The following is a 26519-nucleotide window of genomic DNA, read 5'->3' as shown; positions in this document are numbered from 1 at the left end:
ATTATACCCAACTGCGAAACGGCGCCATGTGCGCGAGGGTACGGTACGCGGGCCGGCGAACTAAGTGGTTGATTGGCCTCGGTTCGCCGGCCCGGTCGTTCCTTACGGGCCGACTTCGGCGTCGGCGGACTGCACGAGGAAGGCATCGTCCACCTGGACGGTCGCGGCGGAGTCTTCGTTGCCGATCTCGATCATGACGTGGGCGGGCTGGCGGAACGCCTTGCCGTCCACGACGAGTTCGACTTCCGTCCATTCGTGGTGGCGGGCCATGGTCGTGGTGGCGCCGAGCTTCGCGACATCCGTGCCGGCCGCGTTGCTCATGGAAAGCGTCGCGCGCACGGGGGCGTCGTGGCTCTCCGACAGGAGGCGGAAGCGCAGGACGTAGCTGGCGTCTTCGTTCGGCGTGCCGAAGCTGGCATAGACCGCCTGCCGAACGCTGGAGCCGGGGCGGATCGCCGCGTAGCCGTTGCCGGATGCGTCGCTGCCCTGAGACACCATGCCGTTGGCCGTCCAGCCCTGGAGCGAATCGAACATGCCCTGCTTCACGGGCAGGCGGCACGCGTCGAAGATCTCGGTGGAATTGCACGAGGGCAGCCCGGCTGGCGACGGACCGATGTGCGAGAAACCGCTGCTGGTCTGGGTGCCGGCGACCGCGGTGCCGGCGAGGCTGGTGGCGCAGAACGCGGCCAGAACGAGGTGGCGGGGAGAAACGTTGAGGGTCATCGTGGGGATCCATACGGGGGAGGAAAACGCATGTGCGTGCGCGGAATCCGATTCCGCACCCCGATTAAAGCTCAGCCGTCATCCTCGTTGGGCGCCGCCTACACGCCGCCAGCGATAGTCCTACGCACTCTGTCGCCCCCCGCCGTGACTGGCTCGAAGCTGTGGGAGCGGACCCGGCCGCGACAGCTGTTCGCCTCGGTCCACAGGCTCGCGCGCCAGCTCGAAGAAGGCTGTGGGAGCGGACCTGGCCGCGACAGCTGTTCGCCCCGGTCCACAAGCTTGCGCGCCAGCTCGAAGGGCAACGCGAAACGCTGTCGCGGCCAGGTCCGCTCCCACAGCCGGTCCGCTCCTACAGCCCCCGCATTCCGCGCCACGGCGACCGCCGGATCAATCCGCCGGGCGCACCATGCGCAGTTCGGTGCCCAGGACGCCCGGCAGGGTGCGCAACGTGCGGACGAGATCGGGCACGGCGCGCACGCGCCACTCGTCGCCGAGTTCGAGGCTGGCCTGTCCCACCGCGTTGCGATAGCCGCTGAGCAGGAGGGGCGTGCGCCCGCCGCGGTAGCCCATCAGCGCCTGGCGCAGATGACGCGGGAAATCGGGGCCGACGCCGTTGAGCTTGAGCGTCAGCAACCGGCCGAAATGCTCCATCGCGTCGGCGAGCGCGTAGGCCTTGCGCGCGCGCAACTGATAGCCGCCCGCGAAGTCGTCGATGCGCAGCCCGCCTTCGACCACGATCATCGTGCCGCGCGTCAGCAGGTGCTGCGATTCCGTGAAGACCTCACGGAAGAAACTGGTTTCGAGCATGCCGGTGGCGTCCTCGACCTGCACGAAGGCGTCGCTTTCGCCGCGCTTGCGCACGCCGACCACCATGCCCGCGACCGTCCACGGCGTTTCCGGTCCGCGACGGAAACGGCTGGCGTTCTCGTCGTCGTCGTTGCGACGCGGTTTCGGCGGCTGGTAACGCTGCGGAATCTCGCCGATGGGGCAACTCGACAACTGGCCGAGTTCGGCTTTCCACGGATCGGTCGGATGCCCCGACAGGTAATGGCCGAGCGTGTCGAGCTCGCCCTGCAGCAGTTGTTCGAGCGGCCACTCCGGCACGGAACCGGTCAGCTCGATGATGCTCGGTGCCTCGGCCGCGCCGAACGCGTTGCCGAAGATGTCGACCTGCCCCGAGGCGCGGTTCTTGGCCTCCTGGTCGGCGGCGCGCATCGCTTCGGGGATGTGCATGACGAGCGTGGCGCGGTTCTCGCCGAGCGCGTCGAGCGCGCCGGCCTGCACCAGCGCTTCCATCACGCGCTTGTTGAGCTTGTTCGAGCCGACGCGCTGGCAGAAGTCGACCAGCCCGCGATACGGGCCACGCGCCTTGCGTTCGGCGACGATCTCCTCGCAGATGCCCTGGCCGACGCCCTTGATGGCGCCGAGGCCGTAGCGCACGACGCGCGGTTCGACGGCCTCGAACATGTAATCGGACGCGTTGACGTCGGGCGGCAGCACCTTGATGCCGATCGCGCGCGTCTCGTCGAGGAAGGTGACCGCCTTCTCGGTGTTGTCCATGTCCGACGAGATCGTCGCGGCCATGAACTCGGCGGGGTAGTGCGCCTTCAGCCAGGCGGTCTGGTACGACACGAGGGCGTACGCGGCGGCGTGCGACTTGTTGAAGCCGTAGCCGGCGAACTTCTCCATGAGGTCGAAGATCGCGTCGGCCTTGTCGCCGTCGATCCCGTCCTTGGCGGCACCTTCGCGGAACGTCGCGCGGTGCTTCACCATCTCCTCGGCTTTCTTCTTGCCCATCGCACGACGAAGCAGGTCGGCGCCGCCGAGCGTGTAACCGCCGACGATCTGCGCCATCTGCATCACCTGCTCCTGGTAGACCATGATGCCGTAGGTCTCTTTCAGGATCGGCTCGACGCGGGGATCGGGATACTCCACCGCTTCCTTGCCGTGCTTGCGCGCGCAGAAGCTGGGGATGAGGTCCATCGGACCGGGGCGGTACAGCGCCACCAGCGCCACGATGTCCTCGAAGCGGTCGGCCTGCGCGTCCTTGAGCATGCCCTGCATGCCGCGGGATTCGAGCTGGAACACCGCGACGGTCTGCGCCTTCTTCAGCAGGTCGTAGACCTTGGGATCGTCGAGCGGCAGCGACTCGATCACCAGCGGCTCGACGCCTTCCTTCGCGCGGCGCTTGTTGATCGCCTTCACGGCCCAGTCGATGATCGTGAGCGTGCGCAGGCCGAGGAAGTCGAACTTCACAAGGCCGACGGCTTCGACGTCGTCCTTGTCGTATTGCGTGACGACGCCTTCGCCGCTCGGTTCGCAGTACAGCGGCGCGAAGTCGGTGAGCGGCGTGGGCGCGATGACGACGCCGCCGGCGTGCTTGCCGGCGTTGCGCGTGAGGCCTTCGAGGCTCAGCGCGAGATCGATCAGCGCGCGCGATTCTTCCTCGGTGTCGTAGACCTCGCAGAACTCCCTGACGATGCGGTCCGGCTCCTTCTTCGCCTTCTCCGTGCGGCCGAGCGCGTCGCCGAGCGTGAGGTCGAGCGGCCGGTTGGGAATGAGCTTGGCGAGGCGGTCGACCTGGCCGTAACCCATGCCGAGCACGCGACCGGAGTCGCGCAGCACGGCCTTCGCCGCCATCGAACCGTAGGTGATGATCTGGCTGACGTGGTCGCGGCCGTACTTGCGCGCGACGTAGTCGATGACTTCGTCGCGGCGATCCATGCAGAAGTCGATGTCGAAGTCGGGCATCGACACGCGTTCGGGATTGAGGAAGCGCTCGAACAGGAGCTCGAACTGGAGCGGATCCAGGTCGGTGATCTTCAGCACCCAGGCCACGAGCGAACCGGCGCCCGAACCACGACCGGGGCCGACGGGGATGCCGTTCTGCTTACCCCAGTTGATGAAGTCCGCCACGATCAGGAAGTAGCCGGGGAAGCCCATCCGGATGATGACGTCGACCTCGCGATCGAGTCGCGCCTGGTAATCCTCGCGCGTCTTCCCGGGCGCCAGGGGATTCGCCGCGAGGCGCTCCTCGAGGCCCTGCTGCGCCTGTTCGCGGATGAACGTGTCGAGCGTGTGGCCCTCGGGTACCGGAAAGTTCGGCAGGTAATACGTGCCGAACGTCAGTTCGAGGTTGCAGCGCTTGACCAGTTCGACGGTGTTCTCGAGCGCCTCGGGAATGTCGGCGAACAGCGCCTCCATCTCCTCGGGCGTCTTGAAGTACTGCTCTTCGCTGTACTCGCGCGGACGCTTCGGATCGGCCAGCACGCGGCCCTGGTTGATGCAGGTGCGCGCCTCGTGCGATTCGAAACCTTCGCGCTCCAGGAAGCGCACGTCGTTGCTCGCGATCACCGGCAGTTCGTGCTCGCCCGCCAGCGCCATGGCCGCGCGCACCCAGTGTTCCTCGTTCTCGCGGCCCGTGCGGGTGAGTTCGAGGTAGAGGCGATCGGGGAACAGGCGCGTGAGCATGCCGAGCCGGAGGCCCGCCGCCGGCAGCCCCGTGCCGAGCGCCACGCGCGCGACCTCGCTTTCCCGGCCGGCGATGGCGATGAGGCCCGAGACGGTGTCGGGCGTCATCCAGGCGGCGTCGACGAGCGCGCGGCCGGTGCCCTGGCCTTCGCGCCATGCGCGCGAGACCAGGCGGGAGAGGTTGAGATAACCGTCGCGGTCCTGGCAGAGCAGCGTGAGGCGGGAGGGGCGCGGATCGTCCGGGCTCGAGACCCAGATGTCGCAGCCCGCGATCGGCTTGATGCCCGCCGCGGTGCACTGCTTGTAGAACTTCACCAGCCCGAAGAGGTTGTTCTCGTCCGTCAGTGCGACCGCCGGCATCCCCGCACGCACGCATGCCGCGACCAGCTGCTTGATGCGGATGGTCGAATCGACCAGCGAATACTCGCTGTGCAGGTGGAGATGGGCGAAGCGGACGGACATGGGCGGTGCCTGGTAGGCCACCGGGAAGGCTAACCGGCAGGGGGTGTCTCGGCAAGAATTGACACGGGCCTCAGCGCATGTGCGCGTCGGGGTGTTCGATGAACCAGAGGCCGGCGAAGAGCTTGGCGTCGATCGAGAAACCCTCCTTGGCGCGCTCGAAGAGCCAGCGGCCGGCCTCGGCGCGGGGCACTTCGTGCACGGTGATGTTCTCGGTCTCGTCGCCACCGCCCGGTCCGACCTTTTCCAGGTCCCACGCGCGGGCGAACGCGATCATCTCGGTGCTCATGCCCGACGACGAGGGGCCCTCGTGCACGAATTCGATGCGGCCGCAGGCGTAGCCGGTCTCTTCCTCGAGTTCGCGGCGCGCGGCGAGCAGCACGTCCTCTTCTTCCGAACCGGCGATGTCCCCCACCAGGCCGGCCGGCATCTCGATCGTGTTCTGCAGCAGCGAGACGCGGTACTGCTCGACGAAGATCACCTTGTCGTCGGGCGTGACGGCCAGGATGATCACCGCGCCGCGCGGGTTGTTGCGGGAGACGTATTCCCAGCGACCGCGCCGCTTGAGCGTCAGCCAGTCGCCCCGGAACAGGGTTTCCTCGGGCGCGTGGGCGTCGTCGGGGATGGGCGAGGCGTGCGGCAGCGGGCTTTTCAGCATGGGTGGGCTCCAGGCGAGGCGACGAAGTATCCACCCAAGGGTATCTCGGGTGTGTGACGTTGGGGCGTTACAGCAGCGCGCGGAGCCGCGTGCGCGTCAGCGGCCCGAAGCGGATGCGCTCGCAGAGGTCGTCGACGGCCGACGCGTCGCCGGCCCGTCGGCTCAGCGCATCGGCCGTCTCCGCGACCGCGATGTCCAGCGCGATGCGCGTCAGCCGCCGGCAGAGCAACGCCTGTTCCGCATGCTCGCGAAGGCGCGCGGCGCAAGACGCCGCGCCGCGGATGCGCAGGAAGGCCACCTCGTCGATGCGGTCGAGGATCGCGTCGAGACTGCCGAAGTGCGCGAGCAGCGCGGCCGCGGTCTTCGCTCCGATGCCGGGCACGCCGGGGATGTTGTCGACCGCGTCCCCGCACAAGGCGAGGTAGTCGGCGACCTGGTGTGGATGCACGCCCAGGCGCTCGAAGACGCCCGCGGCGCCCCAGCGCACGTTCTTCGCGAAATCCCATTGCTCGTCGAACTCGCCGAGCAGCTGCCCGAAATCCTTGTCGGCCGAGACGATCACGCCCCGGAACCCGTGCGAACGCAGGCCCCACAGCGCGCTGCCGATGAGGTCGTCGGCTTCGTACTGGTGGTCGTTCAGGACCGTGAGGCCCAGCGCGGCCGCGATCTCGCGGCACAGCGCGAACTGCCGTACGAGTTGCGGCGGCGGTAGCTCCCGGTTGGCCTTGTACGCCGGGTAGATCGCATTGCGGAACGACGTCGTCAGCGAGGCGTCGAACGCCACGGCGATGTGCTCGGCACGGCTGCGTTCGAGCAGTTCGCAGAGGAAACGGGTGAAGCCGTGCACCGCGTTGACCGGCTCGCCCTCGTGATCGTGGAATTCGTCCGGCATGGAATGCCAGGCGCGGAACACGTAGAGGCTGCCGTCCACCAGGTGGACGAGGGAATCGCCGCTCACGGCGACCACACGCTCACGATGTCGTCGTACGACGGACGCTCGCGCTCGGGTGCGTCCATCGTGGGCGTGCCCACGTGGATGAAGCCGATGACGTGCTCGCTCTTCTTCATGCCGAGCAGCTTCGCCACGTCGCGGTCGTACGCCGCCCAGCCGGTGAGCCACTGCGCGCCGAAGCCGAGGGCCTGCGCGCCGAGCAGGATGTTGTAGGCCACGCAGCCCGCGGCGAGGTCCTGTTCCAGCGCGGGCACCTTGCTGTCGCCGTCGATCTTCGTCGTGACGACGAGCACCAGCGGCGCGTGTTCGTAGCGGCGCTGCTCCTTGTCCCGCTTGGCGTCGGACATGTCGGGATTGGCATCGGCGGCGAGCTTCGCCAGCTTGCGACCGAAGGCGAGTTTCGCCTCGCCGCGCAGGATGCGGATGCGGAATGGTGCGAGCTTGCCGTGATCGGGAACGCGCAGGGCGGATTCGAGCAGCCGGCGCAGCGTCGCGTCGTCGGGGGCCGGTTCGCCGAGCTGTCGCGAGGGCACGGAGCGGCGCGAATCGAGGAAAGCCAGGTCGTTGAGGGTCATCCGGGCATTTTACACGCGCCGGCCACCGCGCCCGCCGTCAGTTTCGCGGCGGCGGTGGCGGAGGCAGGGCGTCGTTGGGACCGAGGTGGTCGATCGCGTCCCGACGCTGATCCGGCGTCAGGCCGCGCCACTTGTCCACCAGGGCGTCACGCTGCTGCGGCGTGAGGCTGCGGAAGCGTTCGAAGGCATCGTGCAGGCGGTCGCGCTGTTCCGGGCTGAGGTCCTGGAACTTCTGCCGGTTGCGCCGCGCCTCGTCCCGCTCCTGCGGGGTCATCTGCTGCCAGCGCTCGATGCGTTCGCGGATCTGCGCGCGACGCTCCGGCGGCAGCCCACGCCAGCGCTGCGCCTTGTCGAGCATCCTCGACTGGCGTTGCGGCGGAAACGTGTCCCATTCCTTCGCCAGCGGCGCGAGGATGTCCTTTTCATCCGCCGACAGGGCGCTCCACGGCCGCGGCGCCGGCAGGGGCGCGTCGGCGCCGGGCGGCGGCGGTCGATCCTGCGCCGGCGTGGCGAACGGCGCGGCCATGGCGAGCAGGAGGGTGAGGACGAACGGGACGCGGCGCATGGCGGTCACTTGCGGGACGGGGATTTGGTGTCGTTGTAGGCCAGCCAGCTGTAGAACTGGAGGTCCTTGTAGAGCGCCGGATCGGCGCTGTCGGCATCGGGCGGCAGGTCGTTGGGGTCGCTCTCGACGGCGGCGCCGATCGACGCCGGCGAAGGCGGCGAGCCGCCCGGCTGCCAGACGATGAGACTGGCCAGCGCCAGCACCGCGAAGGCGCCCGCGGGCAGCAGCAGACGCCGCGCCGCCGAGGCGTGGGGCCGGGACAGGGCGCTCCGCCGGGCCGCCCGGAGGCGTCCCGACATGGCCGGATCCACGTCTTGGCTGGCGCGCAGGAACAGCTCCCTGGCGCGACGTTCGAGTTCCCGATCGTGCTGGCTCATCGCCATGCCTCCAGTTGCTCGCGCAGCGCATGCATCGCGCGCGAAAGATGGGTCTTCACACTACCGTCGGAGCAGCCCATGGCCGCCGCGGTTTCGGCCACGTCCAGGCCTTCCATGATCCGCAGCGTGAACGCCTCGCGCTGGCGCCGCGGCAGGTTGCGCAGCGCCGCCACGATGTCGCCGTAGGCCTGCGAATCCTGCAGTCGCCCGGACGGGTCGGGACTGTCGTCGGCGGGCTCCCAGGTAGGCAGCTCGTCGCCGTCGTCGTCCTTGCCGCCACCGAGCCAGCCGACCACGATGGAGCGGACCTTGCGGCGCCGCTGCAGGTCGACGATGCGGCGGCGCAGGATGCCCCAGAACAGCGGCGTCCACTCGCCCGCGGGCTTGGCGCCGTAGTGGTGCACCAGCCGCATCATGGCGTCCTGCACGGCGTCCAGCGCGTCCTCGCGGTTGCCTAGGTGGATCTCCGCCATGCGCCAGGCGCGCCGCTCGATGGACGCCAGGAAGGCATCCATGGTCGCGGGCACGTCCCGGATGTCGTCGAGCGACGCGCTGTCGAGCGCGAGCGAGGCGTTCACGCCTTTCTCCGCTTCGTCGGTATCCGCATCCTCGTGCTCCATCGGCTCGTTTCCACTCCGGTAAACGCGGTCGCCGACCGCCGGTTGACTGTCCGCTGGGCGAAATATCTTCCGCGACGGGGGATTTACGGCTTCTGAAGTGCGCCCCCACGGCGCGAGCGAAGGGGGAAGGCGACGAGCGCCGCCAGCAGCGCACCGGCGCCCGCGAGCGCGTAGTCGCCCGGGCCCTGCGCCAGACGGGCCAGTGCGAGCAGCATGCCCGGGCCGGCGTCGGAAATCGTCTCGCCCAGCCCCATGCCCATCATGCCCGCGATGGTGGCCGCCGCCACGAGGCAGGCGGTGTAGGCGGCCGCCAGGAGCGTCGCGCCCGCCGCGAGCAGGGCGCCGGTGAGGCCCTGGAAGCGCAGCCAGCGCCGGACGACGACGCCCAGCACCCACCCGGCGGGCAGGACCAGCGCGGGAAGCGCGCGCCCGAACATCATCTGCGGCACCATCCACACGGCGCCGACCGCGAAGCCGAAGGTCGCGGCGCAGAGCACCCCGAAGAGCAGCGTGGCGGGGCCGGAACGCTCAGAGGGCATGGGGAACGGTCAGGTCGCGCATGGGATCGACGGCTCGGGCAAAGCGGCCATGATAGCGGGCGCGCCCGCGTCGCGCTCTTGAGGCGGAGCGCGGTCGCCCCGACCTTGAGCCGGTGGATGCTTACCCGGGTGCCCCGCCCGGGCGCATAATCGACGACTTTGCGGCCGCGGTGCGGCCTTCACAGGACAGCAATGAGCGGTTTCAGCCTCAGCAGCGAACCTTTCACCCTCGAGCGCGACTGTCAGGCGGTCATGGTGCCGCAGGGCGAGACGGTGACGCTCCCGGCCGGGCAGATCGGCTACATCACCCAGGCGCTGGGTGGCAGTTTCACGGTCTACGTGGAAGGCAATCTCTTCCGCATCGCCGGCAACGATGCCGATGCGCTGGGCAAGGAGCCGCCGAAGGCGATCGAACTGGCGGACGGCGCGTCGGACGACGACGTCGAGAAGCTCGTCTGGCAGCAGCTGCGCACCTGCTTCGATCCCGAGATCCCGATCAACGTGGTCGAGCTGGGCCTCGTCTACGACGTCGCGCTGGAATCCAGCGACGAGGGCTCCCGCAAGGTGTACGTCAAGATGACGCTGACGGCACCCGGTTGCGGCATGGGCGACATCCTCGTCGACGACGTCCGCACCAAGCTCGAGCTGATCCCGACCGTGGCCGAGGCCGACGTCGATCTCGTGTTCGATCCGCCCTGGAATCACTCGATGATGTCCGACGCCGCCAAGCTCGAGACCGGCATGCTCTGAGCGCTCGTCGCTCAGGATCGCTCCGGCACGGATGGCGTCACCGCCGTGTCGAGCGACGCCCCATAGGTGGCGATCGCCTTGACGTTCGCCGGCGACAGATAGGCGGCGGGCGCGCGTTCGGCGTACATGCGCGTCTCCAGCGCGAAGTGCGCATCCAGGTCGAGGGCACGCGCCGCGGCGACGATCTCGTCGCGATGAGGCGTCAACGCGCGCAGCAGTTCGCTCAGCGCGTCATCGAGCATGTACGTACGCTGCCACGGTAGCTCGAAGCACCAGCCGTTCGTCCTGCGCTGCAGGTCCGACGCGGCGATGTTCTCGCCCTTTTGCCACGTGGTGGCTCCCTCGAGTCCGATCTCCCCCAGAAGATGATCCAGCGTGTGGCGCTCCGACGTCAGGCGAAACGCCGCCCGCACGGACGGCGTGAGCTGCCGCAGTTCGAGATCGATGTCGTCGGTGGCGCTCATCGGAGGTCCTTCGCGGTCGTCGTGTGCGTAGCATCGCGTTTTTGCGCCGCCTAGGGAAATCCCTAGGTAGTCGACCGTGGTTTCTTGCGCTAGGTTGACGGCGACCTTCGGTAAGGGGACCGCGGGTTACACGGGCATCGCGCCTCGGCGCGAACTTTGATTCGTTCGAAATGTGGTCCCCACGGCCGCAATGGCTGGGTGTGGCCCATTTCCGGAGGAGGAACGTAATGGCAAGTCATGTTCGTAGGAAGCTCCTGGCCGCATCCCTGGCCATCGCCGCCACATCGGCCGCCACGGCCGGCACCGAGCAGGCGCTTCACGCGCAGAGCCTCGGTGCCGTCCCGGCCAGCCAGCTCGCGGTGAAGCTCGGCCTCACGTCCGACAACGCGTTCGTCGCGAAGACCGCGTTGCCGACGGTGCGCGGCACGCAGACGGTACGCATGCAGCAGACGTTCAAGGGCGTGCCGGTGTATGGCCGCAGCATCGCCGTGGAGCAGGACGCCCAGGGCAATTCGCTCGTCGCCAACGGCATCGTCAGTTCCGACCTCCAGGTGGACATCGCCTCCGTGACCCCGCGGCTCGACCAGGCGGCCGCCGTCGCGGCGCTCACGAAGCAGGCGCGCACGGTCGGCGCCGCGTCGAAGCCGGAGAACGTCAAGGCCGACCTCTACGTCTATCCCGTCGAAGGCGCGCCGGCGCGTCTGGTCTACCTGACCTCGTATTTCGTCGGCGGCGACACGCCATCGCGTCCGACGGCGATCGTCGACGCGAACACCGGGCAGATCATCGAACAGTGGGAAGGCCTGACCAACGCGGAAGTCGACGCGACCGGTCCCGGCGGCAATCAGAAAACAGGGCAGTACACGTGGGGCGCGGGCGGCAAGCCTGCACTTCGCGTCACGCAGTCCGGCAGCACCTGTACGGCGCAGAACGCGTACGTGAAGTCGTACAACATGAAGAAGGCCACCTCCGGCAGCGGTACGCTGTGGAGCTTCACCTGCTTCAATTCCAGCGGCGACGCCGTCAACGGCGCCTACGGCCCTATCAACGACGCGCACCATTTCGGCGGCGTCGTGCATGACATGTACACCGCGTACACCGGCGCGGCACCCCTGAACCAGGTGCTGATCATGAAGGTGCACTACGGCAACGCCTACGAGAACGCCTTCTGGGACGGCAGCTCCATGACCTTCGGCGATGGCGCCAGCACGTTCTATCCGCTGGTGGCGCTCGACGTGACGTCGCACGAGATCAGCCACGGTTACACGGAGCAACACTCGAACCTCGCCTATTCCGGTCAGTCGGGCGGCATGAACGAAGCGTATTCGGACATCGCAGGCGAAGCGGCCGAGTACTACGACCGTGGCAGCAACGACTTCCTCGTGGGCTCGGACATCGTCAAGACCAGCGCGGGTATCGGCGACGCCCTTCGCTACATGTGCACGCCCTCGCAGGACGGCGCGTCGATCGACAACGCGTCGCAGTACTACAACGGTCTCGACGTGCACTACTCGTCGGGTGTCTACAACAAGGCGTTCTGCACGCTGGCGAAGAAGACGAACTGGGACACCGTCAAGGCGTTCAAGGTCTTCGCCCGCGCGAACGCGCTGTACTGGACGGCCAATTCGACGTTCAACACCGGCGCGTGCGGCGTGGCGAGCGCCGCGACCGATCTCGGCTACTCCGCCACGGACGTCGCCGCGGCCTTCACGGCGGTCGGCGTCAGCTGCTCGACGGGCGGCGGCGGTGGTAGCTCGCAGCTGCAGAACGGCGTCGCCAAGACGGGCCTGGCGGGAAGCTCGGGCACGGAGCTCAGCTACACCGTCGTGGTCAGCGCCGGCGCGTCGAACCTGACCATCGCCACCAGCGGCGGCACGGGCGACGCGGACCTCTACGTGAAGTTCGGTTCCGCGCCGACGACGTCGAGCTACAACTGCCGTCCTTACCTCAACGGCAACAACGAGTCGTGCACGTTCGCCGCGCCGCAGGCCGGCACGTACTACGTCAAGGTGCGTGGTTACAGCACCTTCTCGGGCGTCTCGCTGAAGGCGACCTGGACGCCGTAACGCGCAGGCATAGGCAGCATGAAGGCCCGGGCGGCGACGCCCGGGCCTTTTCTTGTGCGCCGCCCGCACCGCTCGCGCTTAGCGGCGGGGCGCGGAAACACTGACGCACCGGCGCGGGCGACATCGGATTCCCGCCAGGACACGCATTTCCTACGGTGAACGGACCCCACCCCAAAGGAATTCCTCATGCGCATCCTCCCCGTCGCGCTGCTGTTCTCGCTCGCATCCGCTTCGGCCATGGCCGAGCCCGTCCGTTACATCGTGCACTTCACCGATCCCGCCGCGGCGGCCGTGGCCCGTCGCCCGTTACGCGCGACGAGCGCGCGCGACGTCGTGCCACGCCACGTGCGCAGCGTCGCGACGGGCGGCGAGGTGTTCGAGGTGTCGGACGGCAACGTGGCACACCTCGTGGCGCTGCCCGGCGTCGTGTCGGTGGAGGAAGACGTCTGGCTGCAGCCGACGGCCGTCACCGATCCGTTGTGGCGGCGCCAATGGAACCTGCACGACCCGCGAGTCGGCGTCGATGCCGAAGTCGCGTGGCGGCGCACGCGCGGCGCCGGCGCCGTCGTCGCCGTGCTCGATACCGGCATCACGCCCCACCCCGAGTTCGATGGGCAGCTGCTGCGCGGTTACGACTTCGTAGGCGATGCGCAGCAGGCACGAGACGGCGACGGTCGCGACGCCGACCCGACCGACGAGGGCGACTGGAACGATCCCGGCGAGTGCGGCGCGACATCCGCCCGCCGCTCGTCGTGGCACGGCACCCACGTCGCCGGCATCGTCGCGGCCCGTGCCGGCAACCTGCCGGGCATGATCGGGCTGGCGCCCGAGGCGAAGCTCCTGCCCGTTCGCGTCCTGGGACGCTGCGGCGGACGGATGTCCGACGTCGCCGATGCCATCGTCTGGGCGAGCGGTGGCGAGGTGCCGGGCGTGCCGCAGGTGGAGCGACGCGCCGACGTGATCAATCTCAGCCTCGGCGTGCCGGGCGCGTGCAGCGGCACGTTCTCCCGCGCGATCGATGGCGCGCGCTCCCGTGGCTCGGTGGTGGTCGCCGCCGCGGGCAACGAGGAGATGCCGGCATCCGCCGCGATGCCGGCGAACTGCCCCGGCGTCGTCACGGTCGGCGCGCTGGCCCGTGACGGAGCGATGGCCTGGTACTCGAATTTCGGCGATCGCGTGACCCTCGCGGCACCCGGCGGAAGCCTCACCGAGGTGGGCGCGGACGACATCGTGTCTTCCGTGGATGGCGGGCAGCGCGGTCGGGAACGGCCGGCGTTCGCCTGGAAGGCCGGCACCTCGATGGCGGCGCCGCACGTGTCGGCGCTGGTGGCGCTCATGCGGTCGGTGGATCCGGCCATCGACGTGGACGCTGTCACGCGTCAGCTGGTGGACAACGCGCGCCCGTTGCCTGGCCCGTGCCCCAAGGGTTGCGGCGCCGGCCTGATGGATGCCGGGGCAACGGTGGACGCGGTCTTCGAAGACCGCGCCCCGCGCTGAATCAGATCGCCTCGAAGCGGTTCGCGTCGCGGTTCTTGCGAACCGCGGCCGGATCCCACACACGCCCGTTCATCGCGATGTAGACGCCGTCGGCCAGCGTCTGCACCGCGCCGACCGCGCAGCCGATGTTGAACACGGCGTCGGAACCCTGGAACCGCGCCGGATTGAGCGCACCCGTGAGCACGATCACCTTGCCCTCGATACCCGCGAGCACGCGCGCCGTGTCGACCATGGTGTCGGTGCCGTGCGTCACGAGGACATGGCGGTGCGGCTGGGCTTCGATGGTGCTGCGGATCAGCGCGCGATCCTCGTCGGTGACGTGCAGGCTGTCCTTGCGCAGGATGGGGATCACGTCGAAGCGGAAAGCGACGCCCAGCTGCTGGAGGATGTCACCGATCTGCGGCGAGCCGATCTGGTAATCCGACTTGTCGTCGAAATAGACCTTGTCGATGGTGCCGCCGGTGGTGACGATGGTGAGCTGCTGCATGGAGTGACCTGGGAAGGGGGTGAAACGGGGCCCTCATTCTACAGGGTTGTCCCCCGCGAGCAGGGCGTCGTCCTCGTTGGCCGGAAGGGCGAGCCGGTCGAGGCCCCGCTCGATGAAGCGCCGGCAGGCGGCGCGGGGACGGGGATCGCCCGCGGCGTCGCCCCAGTTCGCGGCGCGGACGAGCAGGGCCGCGGCCATCGTCCGCGCCAGGGTGTAGGCGATGCCCCGGGCCGACGCCTCCAGCGAGGCGCGGTCGGCCACGATCTCGCCGAGCAGCGCCTCGGTCGCGTCGAGAGCCGCCACGATCGCGTTCCGTTCGTGCGGGTCGCCCGCAGGAAGCAATCCGCCGATCGCGTGCCTCAGCGGCACGATTCCGCTGGACAGGGTCCGCAGCATGTCCAGTGAGAGCACGTTGGTCGTGCCCTCCCAGATCGCGTACACCTGCGCGTCGCGTAGCAATTGCGGCAGGCCGGTATCTTCGATGTAGCCGGCGCCGCCGAAGCATTCGATCGCTTCGGACACGACGCGGATGGAAACCTTCGCGGTCCACAGTTTCGCCAGCGGCGTCAGCAGGCGGAGCAGCGCGGGCTCGTGCGGCTCGCACTCGCCATGTTCGGTCCGGCCCAGCAGTTCGGCGACGTGGAAGGCGAGCGCGAACGCGCCTTCGAATTCCGCCTGCATGTCGGCCAGCGTGCGCGCGTGCAGCGGGTGCTCGACGAGCCGCGCGCCGAACGCGTCGCGCCGCCTCGCGTAATCGCGGGCGAGCGAAATCGCGCGGGCCATGCTCGCCACCGCGCACACGGCGTTCCACGTGCGCGTGACGTTGAGCATCGGCGCGATCTGCCGCACGCCGTGATCGAGCGGTCCGACGGGCGTCGCCGCCAGCCCGTCGAGATGGATCTCCGCCGTGGGCAGTTCGTGCGTGCCGAGCTTCTTCTTCAGGCGGTCGATCGTGATGCCCTGCCAGGCACCGTGCTCGTCCTTCGTCTCGACATAGAATAGCGCGAGCGCCGAGGTGCCACCGCCGGCACCCTCGGGACGCGCGAGAGCGAGCGCGGCCTCGCCGACGACCGCCGAACTGAACCACTTGCGCCCGTACAGGCGCCATTGCCCCTCCGCGTCCTGGCGCGCCACGGTCTCGGTGCGGCCCACGTCCGAGCCGCCCGGCGTTTCGGTCATCCACTGTCCCGAGAGCCAGAAGGTCGCGGGGTCGCGGCTGAGGAACCGGGGCAGCGCGCGTTTCATCAGCACGGTGTTGCCCGACGCGTGCAGCGCCGTGGCGGCGCCGTCGGTCATCGCGAGCGGGCAGCACCAGAATTCGCTGGCGACGTGATAGAGGTAGACGCGGGCGAATTCCTCGACGCGCGCCCAGGGCGTCCCCGCATGGCCGGCCGCGAGCACCGCGTGGCGGGTCGTCAGTGCCGGGCCTTCCTCCCAGGCGGGCGTGAGGGCGATCCGGTCGACGCGGTTGCCCCAGGCGTCCCATTGCGTGAGCACGGGCTCGACACGCGGCGTGCGCGTACGGCGATCCCAGGCCATGACGGCGTAATCGCCCAGCGCTTCGAGGTCCGGCCGCGCGTGGTCCAGCCGGTCGGCGGGCAGGCGATTGTCGAGCCACGCGTTGAGCACGCGATCGTGGCGGAAGGGATGCGCCAGTCGCGGCGCCTCCTGCACAAAACCCATCGTCGTGTCCTCGAGCCGGCGTCGATGCGCCTAGCGTGCACCGCTGCGGCGTCGTACGCCAGCGCCGAGCGTGCCGATCAGCAGCAGGGTGAGCGCCACCTCGATGAACGCGAGCCAGCGGTCGCCGGTCGAGCTCCAGGCTTCCGCCACGCCATGGCAGAAATAGAACAGCGCGAGGATGCCGACCCAGAGCAGGGCACGCGTCACGTTGGGCAGCGAAAAAAGCGGAAGCAGTAGCGCCGGCACGGTCAGGGCGAAGGCTACCCATGTGGGGATGGCGACGGGTGGGTAGAGCGAATACCACAGCACCTGCACGAGAAGGAGGCCCGCCCACGCGGCCAGTCCCACCTTCTGCGCCGTGCTCAGCGCCACGGTCATGCCGGGGTGCCCAGGCGTCGCGCGACATCGGCGATGCGTTTGCCCAGCGCCCGTGCCAGTTCGCGTTCGTGCTCGCTGATCGCGTTGTCGCCGCGCGTACCGGCGACATGGCTGGCGCCGTATGGCGTGCCGCCCGTGAGCGTGGCGTTCAGGGCGGGCTCGGTATAGGGAATGCCGACCAGGAGCATGCCGTGGTGGAGCAAGGGCAGCGCCATCGACAGCAGCGTGGCCTCCTGTCCGCCATGCATCGTGCTGGTGGACGTGAACACCGCGGCGGGTTTGCCCGCGAGCGCGCCGGAGGCCCATTCGGCGCCCGTGGTATCGAGGAAGTGTTTCAGGGGCGCGGCCATGTTGCCGAACCGCGTCGGGCTGCCCATGGCCAGCGCCACGCACTCGACCAGGTCGACACGCGACACGTACGGCGCGCCTTCCTCGGGCTCGGGCGGCATGGCCGTCTCGGTCACGGGCGCCACCGGCGGCACCTGGCGCAGGCGCGCGCGCATGCCGGGCACTTCCTCGACGCCACGCGCGATGAACCGGGCGAGCTGGGCCGTGTGGCCGCTGCGGCTGTAGTAGAGTACGAGGACGTCGTGGGACATGGATGGCCACCTTTACGAAGGCGGCTAGTCTCGCAGAACTGACACGTGTTCCCAATCGTTCGGGATGAGGATGGACATGCCGCTGCGCATCGACCGCGACCGCGCGCTGAGTTTTTCGCGCTTCACCTGGCTGCGCTTCGTCGACGACAAGTGCTTCGAAACGGCGGGCGCCCTGTCGTACACGACACTGGTGTCGCTGGTGCCGCTCACGGTGGCCGTCTTCGCGATCCTTTCGGCGTTCCCGGTGTTCGCCGAGTGGCGGGGCGCGCTCGCCAACTACGCTTTCCAGAATTTCGTGCCGGCGACCGGCATGAAGATCCAGGAATACATGCTCGCCTTCGCCGACAAGGCGAGCCAGCTGACGGGCATCTCGATCCTGGTGATGCTGTTCAGCGCCGTATCGATGATGGTCAGCATCGAGGATCGCCTCAACCGGATCTGGCGCGTCCGCAAGCCGCGCGGCTGGACCTCGCGCCTGCTCCTGTACTGGGCCGCGCTCACGCTGGGGCCTATCCTCGTCGTCGGCGGCCTGGCGCTCTCCTCGTACATCGCGGCGTTCCCGCTGCTGCACGAGGCGGCGGACACGCTGGCGACGCAGAGCAGCCTGCTCAACCTGCTGCCCTTCACGATCACCTTCGTCACCCTCGTGCTGATGTACACGATGATCCCCAACCGCCGCGTCTCGTGGCGGCACGCGGCCATCGGCGCGCTGCTGGGTGCCATCCTGTTCGAGGGCGCGCGCTGGGGCTTCGCGCAGTTCATCCGCAATTCGCCGAACTACGAAGAGATCTACGGCGCGCTCGCCGCGATCCCGATCTTCCTCCTGTGGATCTACCTCTCGTGGATCATCGTGATCCTCGGCGCGTCCATCGCGGCGTCGATCTCCGCGTTCGAATACGTCGTGCCTCACGAGGCGCTGCCCGAAGGGGCGGAATTCATCGGCCTGCTGGTGGTGCTCCAGCACTTCGTCCATGCGCAGCGGACGGGGGAGAGCGTCGACCCCGCCATCGTGCGCGTGCGCGAGCCCTATCTGCCGTCGAGCGCGATCGCCTGCTATTTCGACGACCTGCAGCGCGCGGACATGATCCAGCGCGGCGAAGCCGGCGGCTGGCTGCTCACCCGCAGCCTCGACGCCACCGAACTGCTGCGCGTCTACCGCTGTACCCAGTACCGTCTGCCGCTGCATCCCCGGGAACAGGTCCAGCGTCTGGGAATCGTTCTTCCACCCGAGCTTCTCGGGTTGCTGGATAATCTGGCCGAAGCGCTCGACGCCACGCTCGGCGCGAGACTCGACGCCCTTTTTCCGCCCCCGCCGGTTCCGGTCCCCACCGAGGATTCCCCCGCATGATCCGCCGCCTGCTCGCCGCTGCCGCCCTCGCGATCGCTCTTCCCGCGTTCGCCGCGGACGACATCAAGGTCTACCAGCTTTCCGTGAAGACCCTCGACGGCAAGCCGTTCGACCTCGCCGCGCAGCGCGGCAAGTGGGTGCTCGTCAATTACTGGGCGACGTGGTGCGTGCCGTGCATCAAGGAGATGCCGGACATCTCGGCGTTCGTGAAAGGCCGCAAGGACGTCACGGCCATCGGTCTGGCGTACGAGGACACGGACCCGAAGGAAATCGAAGCCTTCCTCGGAAAGCACCCGGTGTCGTACCCGATCGCGCAGGTCGACGTCACCGCGCCGCCGAAGGATTTCGGCGAAGCCAAGGGGCTGCCAACCAGCTGGCTGATCGCACCGGACGGTCGCCTGGCCAGACGGTTCGTCGGTCCCGTGACCGCCGAAAAGCTCAGGGACGAGATGTCGAAGCATCCGAACCCGAAGGGGTAGCGATCATGCAAGCCACGCGTTTCGTCGTCAGGGGCAAGGTACAGGGCGTGTTCTTCAGAGCTTCGGCCCGCGAGCGCGCGCTGGGGCTCGGCCTCACGGGGTTCGCGAAGAACCTGTCCGACGGAAGCGTCGAGGTGGTCGTGTACGGCGACCGCGGCGCGATCGAGTCCATGGAGGAGTGGCTGCGCGACGGCCCGGAGCACGCGAGGGTGGACGAACTCTACCGAGAGGAACTCTCGGTGCATGAGTTGCCGGAGGCATTCGACATCCGCTGAAGGTGTTCGTCCGCGCCGCTGCGCCGCGGCGTGGTCAGTCCGCCAGCCCCTTCGCGTTCGCCGGTCGCGCCAGGAAGGGCACGGCCAGTGTCGATCCGTCGGAAAGGGTGAAGGTCACGACGACCGTGTCGCCGGGCTTCACCGGGTGCTTCGGATTCATCAGCATCACGTGGTAGCCACCCGGCGAGAAGGCGACCTTGCCCCTGGCGGGCACGGGCACCTCGTCCACCATTTCCATGCGGCCCATGCCGGTTTCCGTGCTGCTCCGGTGGATCATCGCCTCGCCATAATCCGCGCTGGTCGCGTCGGTGATCGAGACCTTGCCGTCGCCGGGATTCTCGAACGTGGCGTAGCCGCCTGCCGGCAGGTTGCCGGGCAGCACGCGGATCCACGCGCCGGAAGCTCTCACCGTATCCGTCGCGTGGGCGGCGCCGGCGGCGAGCAGCAGGGCGGCGGCGATCGTGCGAACCATCATGGCGTGGACTCCATCGAAGTGAGCAGGTGCAGGTCGTGGACGATATCGTCCTGCGAGGCGGAGGGCGTGGCCAGCAGGCGCGCCTTGCCGTCGCCGTCGAAGATGTAGATCGCCGAGCTGTGGCTGACCTCGTAATTGCCGTCGCCCCGGTCGGGCTCGCGCGTGAACGCGGAACGATAGCGCTTGGCCAGTGCCTCGACGTCGCGGCCGGAGCCGACGAGGCCGACGGCGCGCTTGTCGAAGGCGTTCACGTAGGCATGCATGATGGCCGGCGTGTCGCGCGCGGGATCGACGCTGACGAACAGGATGCGCACCTTGTCCGCGGGCGCACCGAGGCGATCGAGCACGACGTGCAGCTGGGTCAGCGTCAACGGGCAGACATCGGGGCAGTGCGTGTAGCCGAAGTACATCACCGTCACCTTGCCCTTGAAGTCGGCGCCGGTCACGGGCTTGCCGTTGTCGTCCGTGAGCCGGAAGTCGAGGTCGGGCAGGTGGCCGGACACATCGTTGAGGCGCCACTCCGGCTGTGGCTCACGCTGGCAGGCGCTGAGGGACACGAGGGCGAGCAGGGCGATCAGTGCCAGGAAGACCCGGCGGGTGGACGGCGTCATGCGATGCTCCGCGAGATATCCTGCGCAGGATACGCCACCCGCCCGCGCGGGCAGGCGCCCCCGGATGAGGAATGCCTTCGATGCGACAACATGTCCCCCTGGCAGAGGCTGTGCTCGTCGGCGCGGCTGGCGCGTCCGCCGTGGCGGTCGGCGCCTTCGGTGCCCACGCGCTGCGCGGCGTGCTCGGCGATGCCGCGCTCGGCACGTGGCACACGGGCGTCGAGTACCACTTCTGGCATGCGCTGGCGCTGGCCCTGGCGGTGCTCGTGCCGGCCGCCGGTCGGGCGCGTGGCGTGGCGGTATGGGCGTTCGTCGCGGGTATCGTCCTCTTCTCGGGCAGCCTTTATGCGCTCGCCCTCGGGGCACCGCGGATCGTGGGCGCGATCACGCCGTTCGGCGGCGTGGCGTTCATCGTGGGGTGGATCGCGTTGGCCATCGCCGTGCGCGCACGAGCCACGTAGGACGCGCCTTGCGCGCGACATGTTTTGCGGCCGTGCGTTCCGGACCTGAGCGCTTCGCGAAACGATGTCGCGCGCAGGGCGCGCACCTACGACGAAACGATGTCGCCACGGATCGGTCGCTATCAGCCTTCCGGATCGTCGATCGGTTCGATGGCCCGCGGCTTCAGGCGTCCCGCGCGGCGCAGCGCGTCGCGCAGCACGTATTCGATCTGCGCGTTGAGCGAGCGCAGTTCGTCCTCGGACCACGCCTGCATGGCCTCGAGGACGGTCGCGCTCACGCGTAGCGGATAGGCTTTCTTCTCGGCCGCCACGATCGGATCAGTTATAGAGCGAACCGGCGTTGACGACCGGCTGCGTGGCCCGGTCGCCACACAGGACGACGAGCAGGTTCGAGACCATCGCCGCCTTGCGTTCCTCGTCGAGTTCGACCACACCCTGCGCGCGTAGCTGGTCGAGCGCGAGGGCGACCATGCCGACGGCGCCTTCCACGATACGCTCGCGCGCCGCCACGATCGCGCCGGCCTGCTGGCGCTGGAGCATCGCCTGGGCGATCTCCTGCGCGTAGGCGAGGTGGCTGATGCGCGATTCGATGACCTGCACGCCCGCCTTGTTGAGGCGCGCCTCGATTTCCTGGCGCAGGTGGTTGTTCACTTCCTCGCCGTGGCTACGCAGCGACGCCTTGGCATCGTCGTGCGCGTCGTACGCGTAGCTCTGCGCCATCTGGCGCAGCGCCGACTCGCTCTGGATCTGCACGAAGTTCTCGTAGTCGTCGACGCAGAACACGGCCTCGGCCGTGTCGACGACCTGCCAGACCACGATCGCCGCGATCTCGATCGGATTGCCGTCGTTGTCGTTCACCTTCAGGCGACCGCTCTCGAAGTTGCGCACGCGCAGGCTCACCGGGCGGCGCGAGTAGAACGGGTTGGTCCAGCGCAGGCCCTCGCGCCGCTCCGTGCCGGCGTACTTGCCGAACAGCTGCATCACCTGGCCCTGGTTCGGCTGCACCTGGAAAAAACCCTTCGCCAGGAACGCGAACAGCGGAATGAGCACGAAGGCGCCGGTCGCCGCCGGATTGCCGGCATGCGCGACCTGTCCGAAGACCCAGCCGGCGACGAGCACGATCGCGACGAGGAAGACGAGGATCGTCGGAATCCCCGGAAGGGATGCGGCGGAGCGTTCATTCATGACGGCGGTTCCCCCTGGAAGATGTGGAGGTAGTTGATATCAACTTGATATCAGATTCAAGTGCCGTCACGGTGCCTGGCCACCCCCGCCCTGCGTCCCGCTGGCCGGGACCGGAATGTCCATGAGGTTGGACCCCGGCAACGCGCGTTCGATGCGAATGCTGCCGAGGGTGCTCATCGCGGCGAAGAATCGCCAGGGCTCGCCGCTGCCCGTGCCCATGGCGATATGGGTGGAATCGAAGCGGCGCTGCGCGGAGTCGAAGCTGATCCAGCGGTTGTCGATCCACGCCTGCGCCCACGCGTGCGGAATGAAGACGCGGTTCGCGCCGCCCATGCGTTCCGCGTAGACGATGCCGGTGACGACGCGTGCCGGGATGCCGAGCGCGCGTGCCATGGCCGTCAGGAGCACCGCGTGTTCGGTGCAGTCGCCGCGCCGCGTCGTCGCGGTCTCGAGCGCCGATGCGTATCCGACGTCCAGCCCTTTCGCGGTGATGTATTCGGAGAGGAAGGTGCGCATGCGCCGCATGCGTTGCAGATCGCTCGTCGCGTCGCCCGCGGCGAGTTTCGCCAGCGCGATCACCGGTTCCGCATCGGACTGCACCCAGGGATTCGGCGCGGTGTCCTCGGGCAGGGGGCCGGGCTCGTCGCTGTGCCGCGAGCCGAAGCCCACGTCGACGAGGTAGACCCCGTCGCCCAGCGAGTACACCTTCTGCTCGTCGGTCTGGACGAAGGGATTGGCGTGCTTGCCGCGCACGCTGATCGTGTAACGCACCGGCGCGACGCGCAGCGCGGCGACCATGGGTCGCGGCGAGACGATCATCGCGGCGCGGAGCAGGTCGATATCCTGGTCGGGCGCCTGCGCGCACGCGGCGTCGCAGGCGGCCATTTCCAGCCGGAACCCGAGCAGCGGCGCGACGCTGCGGCGGATGTAGCCGTCGTCGTCGACCCAGATGTCCACGCTGTGGTCGGTGGCCGATCCGGCGATGGACTGGCGCAGATGGTGCAGCGTTTCGCGGGTCTCGTCGGGCATCGTCACCACTTCCCGGCCGATGACCGTCACGTCGACGTTCGCGACCTGTTGCTTTGTGGAGTCGAAGTTCCGCACGCGGTAGGTGGTGCCCGGTCGGAATCCCTCGCGGACGACGGTCAGGCGCTGGCCTTCCGCGAGCGTGGCGCCCGCAGGCCAGATGAGGAGGTCGATCTTCGACTGGCCGCCGACGGTATTGGAGATCTGGAACAGCCCGTCGTCGCGCACCTGGCCGGTCGCGAGGTTCTCCTGGCTCGACATCCGGGTACTGGCATAGAAGGCGAGAGGGGCGCCCGACGCCGATTCCGTCGAACGCAGCTCCGTGCGAAGCGCCATCGGCGTCTTCGCCCGGGTCATCCGGAAATCGAGGACCTGACGGGTGACCACCCGGTCGGCCTCGACCTCGCGGTCGATACGCAGGCTCCCCACCTTGCGACCGTCGAGCAGGACGGTCATCCAGCGTTCCTCGGCCGGAACGGCCGTGGGAAGCGCGCACAGTACGGCGAGGACGGCCAGGCAGCGTCTCATGAGCGTACGTCCGGATTGTTGGGGACGCCCTCATCACAGCACGTTGGCGGCGCGAGTCAAGTGCCCCATTCGGCGTGGTGCGGCTCAGTGCTTCCCGTTCGACGGAGGTGGCTCCCTGGTGTTCGGTTCCCGGGGCAGGACCCGCTGCACGGGCGCGGGCGCCTTGTAGATCACGCCTTCGACGGGCGACACGCGATCGATCCTGATCCGGCCCAGCGACGCCATGGCCGAAAAGAATCGCCAGGGGTCGCCATTGCCGACGCCGAGGGCGATGTGCGTCGTGTCGAAACGCACGTTCGCGGAATCGAAGCTCACCCAGCGCCCGTCGATCCACGACTGCACCCAGGTGTGCGGCACGTAGACATGCGAGGCCTTCGCGAAACGGTCCGTATAGACCAGCCCGGTGACGATGCGCGTGGGGATGCCGAGCGAGCGGCCAAGCGCAGCGAGCAGCACCGCGTGCTCCGTGCAGTCGCCCTGTCGGGTGCGCAGCGTTTCGAGCGCGGAGGCGTAGCCCACGTCGAGCGCGGTGGGCTGGATATAGCCGGACACGAAGCTGCGCAGGCGGAGCATGCGTCGCATGTCCGTATCCGCGCCGCCGGCCGCTTCGCCGGCCAGCGCGACGACGTCGGGATGGTTCGACTGCACCCATGGATTCGCAGCGAGGTCTTCCTTCGTCGGGCCGCTCTCCTTCTCGTGCGCGCGCGGCGCGCCGATCGTCACCTCGTACACGCCGTCGCCGCGCGACACGACCTGCTGCTCGTCGGTGACCGCGAACGGGCTGGCAAGGTCGCCCGACACGATCATCGTGTAGCGCGCCGCCTGCTCGCGCAGCGCGGGCGTGATGAAGCGCGGCGCCATCACCATCGCCGAGCGAAGCACGTCGACGTCCTGGTCGGGCGCGTTGGCGCAGGCTTCGTCGCACGCCATCAACTCCATGCGATGGCCGATCGATGGCGAGAGCCCCTTGCGCATGTTGCCGCCGTCGTCCACCCACAGGTCGAGGCGCTGGGCTTCGCCCGATCCGGCGAGGCTCTGGCGCAGGTGGTGCAGGCGCTCGTCGCCGCCCGGCAGCTCGACGATCTCGTCGCCGACGACCTCGACGTCGAGCGTCGCGACCTGCTGCTTGGTCGGATCGAAGTTACGCATCGTGTACCGATGTCCCGCCGCGAAGCCTTCCCGCACGATCGCGAGGCGCTGGCCTTCGCCCAGTCGCGCGCCCTCCGGCCAGCTCAGCAAGCCGACCGATGTCTGTCCGCCCACGCGGGTCGTGACCTGGAATCGGCCGTCGTCGCGACGATGCCCCTCGATATGCGTTTCCTGGCTCGACGAGCCATTGCGCGAGACGAACGCGAGCGGTTCCCCGTCGGACGACTCCGTGGTGGTCGTCGCACTGCGGATCGTCAGGGGTGCGGAGCCTCGGGCGACGCGAAGTTCGATCGTCTGCGAGGTACGCACATCGCCGTCGCCGGCGTCGCGCTCGAGCTGCATGTTGCCGACCTTGCGGCCGTCGAGCGTGACGGCCATCCAGGTCGTCGTCGCGGTCGCGTGCGTCGCGCCGATCGACAGCAGGCAAAGCAGGGTGGCGATCCGTCGTCTCATGGCGCGTGTCCTTTCTGTCGGGTGGTTCATCGGTTCGGGTGCCGTGCGATCAGGGTTTTCCGCCGCTGGCGGGCACGTTGGTCGGCGGATGGTAGGGTTCGGGCCGGTTCATGCCCTGGAAGGGGTCGGGACGCGTCGGCATCTGGCGGAAGGGCAGGTCCACCTTGCGGATCGTGATGGAGCCGAGCGCGCCGAGCGACGAGAAGAATCGCCACGGATCGCCGTCGCCGACGGCGAGCGCGATGTGCGTGGCGTCGAAACGGCCGATCGCGGAATCGAAGCTCACCCAGCGATCCTTGATCCACGCCTGCACCCACGTATGCGGAACGAACACGCGCGACGCGCCGGCGTAGCGCGGCATGTACACGAGGCCCGACACGATGCGCGTGGAAATACCGATCGCCCGACCCATCGCGGCGAGCAGCACGGCGTGCTCGGTGCAGTCGCCACGGCGCGTCTGGAACGTCTCGAGGGCCGACGCATAGCCTACGCCGAGGTCGTTGATGGCGATGTAGCCCGAGACGAAGCGGCGCAGTCGCGCCATGCGGTCGCGGTCGTTGCCGGAACGTCCCACCACTTCGCGCGCCGCCTCGACGATCTCGGGCGCGGTCGACTGCACCCACGGGTTCGGCGCGGCATCGCCGGGCGTGGGACCGTCGTCGTCCTTCCGTACCTGCGGCGGGCCGATCGTCAGCTGATAACCGTAGTCGTGCGCCACGACCTCCTGTTCGCCCGTCTCCACGAACGGATTGCGTCTATCGCGCGGTACTTCGATCGTGTAACGCAGGGCGGCGTCCGACATGTCCCGCGGGATCGTTCGCGGCGATCCGACCATCGCGGCGCGCAGGATGTCGACATCCTGGTCCGGCGCATGGGCGCAGGCCTCGTCGCAGGCCAGGAGTTCCATGCGCTTGCCGAGCATCGGGCGCACGCTGCGACGCGTGTCTCCCCGGTCGTCGACCCAGATGTCGATCGCGGCGCCCTGTGGCCGCGCCACGAACGTCTGGCGCAGGTGGTGGAGGGTTTCGTTGCCCGATGGCAGCTCGACGACCTCGTCGCCGACCACGGTGAGCGCGATGTCGGCCACCTCCTGCTTCAGCGCGTCGAAGGTTCGCATCGTGTACGTCGTGCCGCCGGCGAAGCCATGGCGCACGATATCGAGACGCTGGCCTTCGCTCAGCAGCGCGGCGGTCGGCCACGTGAGCAGGCCCACCGAGGCCTGCCCGTCGACGTCGCGCGACACCTGGAACGTGCCGTCCGTCCGCGCGAAGCCCTCGACCGTCGTCGTCTGTCCCGCGGACGTCGCACTCGCGGTGAACGCCAGCGGTGCGCCGGCGCGGGATTCTTCGAACCGTCCTTCCGTGCGGAGTGGCAGTCCCGTCTTCCAGCGCATGAGGTGGTAGTCGAGAACCTGGGTGGTGACGACGCGATCGCCGTCGACGATGCGATGGATCTCGGCATGTCCCACCTTGCGGCCGTCGATCGTCACGGCCATCCATGTCCCGATGTCGGCGGCGTGCGCCGACGACATCGCGAGAAACGCCGCGATGACGACGAAACGGGGTCGCGCGCGCACTCGTCCTTGATGACCGGGCATCCACGCATCACAGCGCATGCGGTCGCGGGCGTCAACCCGCATCGCGCTCGGTCGGGCCGGTACAATGCC

General features: G+C 68.7%; 28 protein-coding genes. 7 read left to right on the top strand and 21 right to left on the bottom strand.

The features are described from left to right. Positions 1-102: 102 nt before the first annotated feature. From BMW54_RS09310 to BMW54_RS09270, 9 genes are all read right to left on the bottom strand, one after another. Positions 103-723 carry a hypothetical protein gene (locus tag BMW54_RS09310; RefSeq protein ID WP_090054830.1) on the bottom strand — a complete coding sequence of 207 codons (621 nt, stop codon included), beginning with the start codon at positions 721-723 and terminating at the stop codon, positions 103-105. A 387-nt stretch (positions 724-1110) separates the two neighbouring features. Continuing rightward, positions 1111-4656 (bottom strand): DNA polymerase III subunit alpha, encoded by a 3546-nt coding sequence (gene dnaE, locus BMW54_RS09305; RefSeq protein WP_090054829.1) that lies wholly within the window; start codon positions 4654-4656, stop codon positions 1111-1113. A gap of 70 nt (positions 4657-4726) precedes the next feature. Continuing rightward, complete coding sequence (locus tag BMW54_RS09300; RefSeq protein WP_175472820.1) at positions 4727-5311, bottom strand: NUDIX hydrolase; 585 nt, start codon at positions 5309-5311, stop codon at positions 4727-4729. A gap of 67 nt (positions 5312-5378) precedes the next feature. Continuing rightward, a complete protein-coding gene (locus BMW54_RS09295; RefSeq protein ID WP_256374578.1) occupies positions 5379-6269 on the bottom strand; it encodes a 5'-3' exonuclease in 891 nt (296 codons plus the stop codon). Beyond that, a complete protein-coding gene (locus BMW54_RS09290) occupies positions 6266-6838 on the bottom strand; it encodes a nitroreductase family protein (RefSeq protein WP_090054825.1) in 573 nt (190 codons plus the stop codon). Before BMW54_RS09290 ends, BMW54_RS09295 begins: the two co-directional genes overlap by 4 nt. 37 nt (positions 6839-6875) lie before the next feature. Then, a complete protein-coding gene (locus BMW54_RS09285; RefSeq protein WP_254779178.1) occupies positions 6876-7403 on the bottom strand; it encodes a DUF3106 domain-containing protein in 528 nt (175 codons plus the stop codon). Positions 7404-7408: 5 nt separating this feature from the next. Continuing rightward, on the bottom strand, positions 7409-7780 hold the full coding sequence (locus tag BMW54_RS09280) for a hypothetical protein (RefSeq protein ID WP_090054806.1): 372 nt from the start codon (positions 7778-7780) through the stop codon (positions 7409-7411). After that, positions 7777-8400 carry an RNA polymerase sigma factor gene (locus BMW54_RS09275; RefSeq protein WP_175472819.1) on the bottom strand — a complete coding sequence of 208 codons (624 nt, stop codon included), beginning with the start codon at positions 8398-8400 and terminating at the stop codon, positions 7777-7779. The genes BMW54_RS09280 and BMW54_RS09275 overlap by 4 nt, the downstream gene beginning before the upstream one ends. Before the next feature lie 83 nt (positions 8401-8483). Next, entirely contained in the window at positions 8484-8939 is a 456-nt protein-coding gene (locus BMW54_RS09270; protein ID WP_090054805.1) for a hypothetical protein, read from the bottom strand. Between the two features lie 192 nt (positions 8940-9131). Between BMW54_RS09270 and sufT the strand changes: the two genes are divergently transcribed. Continuing rightward, entirely contained in the window at positions 9132-9689 is a 558-nt protein-coding gene (gene sufT, locus BMW54_RS09265; protein ID WP_090054803.1) for a putative Fe-S cluster assembly protein SufT, read from the top strand. Between the two features lie 11 nt (positions 9690-9700). On the opposite strand, the gene BMW54_RS09260 is transcribed toward sufT, so the two are convergent. Next, the gene (locus BMW54_RS09260) at positions 9701-10153 is read right to left on the bottom strand and encodes a DUF4279 domain-containing protein (protein ID WP_090054794.1); all 453 of its coding nucleotides are present in this window, start codon (positions 10151-10153) and stop codon (positions 9701-9703) included. Positions 10154-10380: 227 nt separating this feature from the next. Between BMW54_RS09260 and BMW54_RS09255 the strand changes: the two genes are divergently transcribed. Both BMW54_RS09255 and BMW54_RS09250 read left to right on the top strand, forming a co-directional pair. Further along, positions 10381-12219, top strand: coding sequence for a M4 family metallopeptidase (locus tag BMW54_RS09255; protein WP_090054793.1), 1839 nt, complete (start codon positions 10381-10383; stop codon positions 12217-12219). Between the two features lie 186 nt (positions 12220-12405). Next, complete coding sequence (locus BMW54_RS09250; RefSeq protein WP_090054792.1) at positions 12406-13716, top strand: S8 family peptidase; 1311 nt, start codon at positions 12406-12408, stop codon at positions 13714-13716. Position 13717: 1 nt separating this feature from the next. Here the strand turns inward: BMW54_RS09250 and BMW54_RS09245 are convergent, their stop codons facing one another. From BMW54_RS09245 to wrbA, 4 genes are read right to left on the bottom strand one after another with little or no spacing between them, the layout of a single operon-like run. Continuing rightward, a complete protein-coding gene (locus tag BMW54_RS09245) occupies positions 13718-14203 on the bottom strand; it encodes an asparaginase domain-containing protein (RefSeq protein ID WP_090054791.1) in 486 nt (161 codons plus the stop codon). Positions 14204-14236: 33 nt separating this feature from the next. After that, on the bottom strand, positions 14237-15886 hold the full coding sequence (locus BMW54_RS09240) for an acyl-CoA dehydrogenase family protein (protein ID WP_090054789.1): 1650 nt from the start codon (positions 15884-15886) through the stop codon (positions 14237-14239). Positions 15887-15916: 30 nt separating this feature from the next. After that, positions 15917-16264 carry a DUF2069 domain-containing protein gene (locus BMW54_RS09235; protein WP_090054787.1) on the bottom strand — a complete coding sequence of 116 codons (348 nt, stop codon included), beginning with the start codon at positions 16262-16264 and terminating at the stop codon, positions 15917-15919. After that, positions 16261-16863 (bottom strand): NAD(P)H:quinone oxidoreductase, encoded by a 603-nt coding sequence (wrbA, locus tag BMW54_RS09230; protein WP_090054785.1) that lies wholly within the window; start codon positions 16861-16863, stop codon positions 16261-16263. Before wrbA ends, BMW54_RS09235 begins: the two co-directional genes overlap by 4 nt. 76 nt (positions 16864-16939) lie before the next feature. Between wrbA and BMW54_RS09225 the strand changes: the two genes are divergently transcribed. From BMW54_RS09225 to yccX, 3 genes are read left to right on the top strand one after another with little or no spacing between them, the layout of a single operon-like run. After that, the gene (locus BMW54_RS09225; RefSeq protein WP_090055879.1) at positions 16940-18211 is read left to right on the top strand and encodes a YihY family inner membrane protein; all 1272 of its coding nucleotides are present in this window, start codon (positions 16940-16942) and stop codon (positions 18209-18211) included. Beyond that, on the top strand, positions 18208-18690 hold the full coding sequence (locus BMW54_RS09220) for a TlpA family protein disulfide reductase (protein WP_090054784.1): 483 nt from the start codon (positions 18208-18210) through the stop codon (positions 18688-18690). The genes BMW54_RS09225 and BMW54_RS09220 overlap by 4 nt, the downstream gene beginning before the upstream one ends. A 5-nt stretch (positions 18691-18695) precedes the next feature. Then, a complete protein-coding gene (yccX, locus tag BMW54_RS09215) occupies positions 18696-18965 on the top strand; it encodes an acylphosphatase (protein ID WP_090054782.1) in 270 nt (89 codons plus the stop codon). Between the two features lie 34 nt (positions 18966-18999). Here yccX and BMW54_RS09210 read toward each other — a convergent pair whose 3' ends face one another. Together BMW54_RS09210 and BMW54_RS09205 are read right to left on the bottom strand one after the other, a co-directional pair. Beyond that, positions 19000-19440, bottom strand: a complete 441-nt coding sequence (locus BMW54_RS09210; protein ID WP_254779176.1) for a copper chaperone PCu(A)C — start codon at positions 19438-19440, stop codon at positions 19000-19002. After that, complete coding sequence (locus tag BMW54_RS09205; RefSeq protein WP_090054780.1) at positions 19437-20051, bottom strand: SCO family protein; 615 nt, start codon at positions 20049-20051, stop codon at positions 19437-19439. Before BMW54_RS09205 ends, BMW54_RS09210 begins: the two co-directional genes overlap by 4 nt. A gap of 80 nt (positions 20052-20131) precedes the next feature. Between BMW54_RS09205 and BMW54_RS09200 the strand changes: the two genes are divergently transcribed. Next, the gene (locus BMW54_RS09200; RefSeq protein WP_090054779.1) at positions 20132-20512 is read left to right on the top strand and encodes a DUF423 domain-containing protein; all 381 of its coding nucleotides are present in this window, start codon (positions 20132-20134) and stop codon (positions 20510-20512) included. A 122-nt stretch (positions 20513-20634) separates the two neighbouring features. Here the strand turns inward: BMW54_RS09200 and BMW54_RS09195 are convergent, their stop codons facing one another. The 5 genes from BMW54_RS09195 to BMW54_RS09175 form a co-directional block, all read right to left on the bottom strand. Continuing rightward, complete coding sequence (locus tag BMW54_RS09195) at positions 20635-20823, bottom strand: type II toxin-antitoxin system antitoxin (RefSeq protein ID WP_090054777.1); 189 nt, start codon at positions 20821-20823, stop codon at positions 20635-20637. Positions 20824-20830: 7 nt separating this feature from the next. Beyond that, entirely contained in the window at positions 20831-21697 is an 867-nt protein-coding gene (locus BMW54_RS09190) for an SPFH domain-containing protein (protein ID WP_090054775.1), read from the bottom strand. Between the two features lie 66 nt (positions 21698-21763). Next, positions 21764-23251 (bottom strand): transglutaminase-like domain-containing protein, encoded by a 1488-nt coding sequence (locus BMW54_RS09185; protein WP_090054774.1) that lies wholly within the window; start codon positions 23249-23251, stop codon positions 21764-21766. Positions 23252-23335: 84 nt separating this feature from the next. Then, positions 23336-24853, bottom strand: a complete 1518-nt coding sequence (locus tag BMW54_RS09180; protein WP_175472818.1) for a transglutaminase domain-containing protein — start codon at positions 24851-24853, stop codon at positions 23336-23338. A gap of 49 nt (positions 24854-24902) precedes the next feature. Next, positions 24903-26429 carry a transglutaminase-like domain-containing protein gene (locus tag BMW54_RS09175; protein ID WP_175472817.1) on the bottom strand — a complete coding sequence of 509 codons (1527 nt, stop codon included), beginning with the start codon at positions 26427-26429 and terminating at the stop codon, positions 24903-24905. Positions 26430-26519 lie beyond the last annotated feature (90 nt).

The sequence above is a fragment of the Luteibacter sp. 329MFSha genome (assembly GCF_900111665.1).
GTDB lineage: Bacteria > Pseudomonadota > Gammaproteobacteria > Xanthomonadales > Rhodanobacteraceae > Luteibacter.
This window is presented reverse-complemented; position numbering and strand designations above follow the sequence as displayed.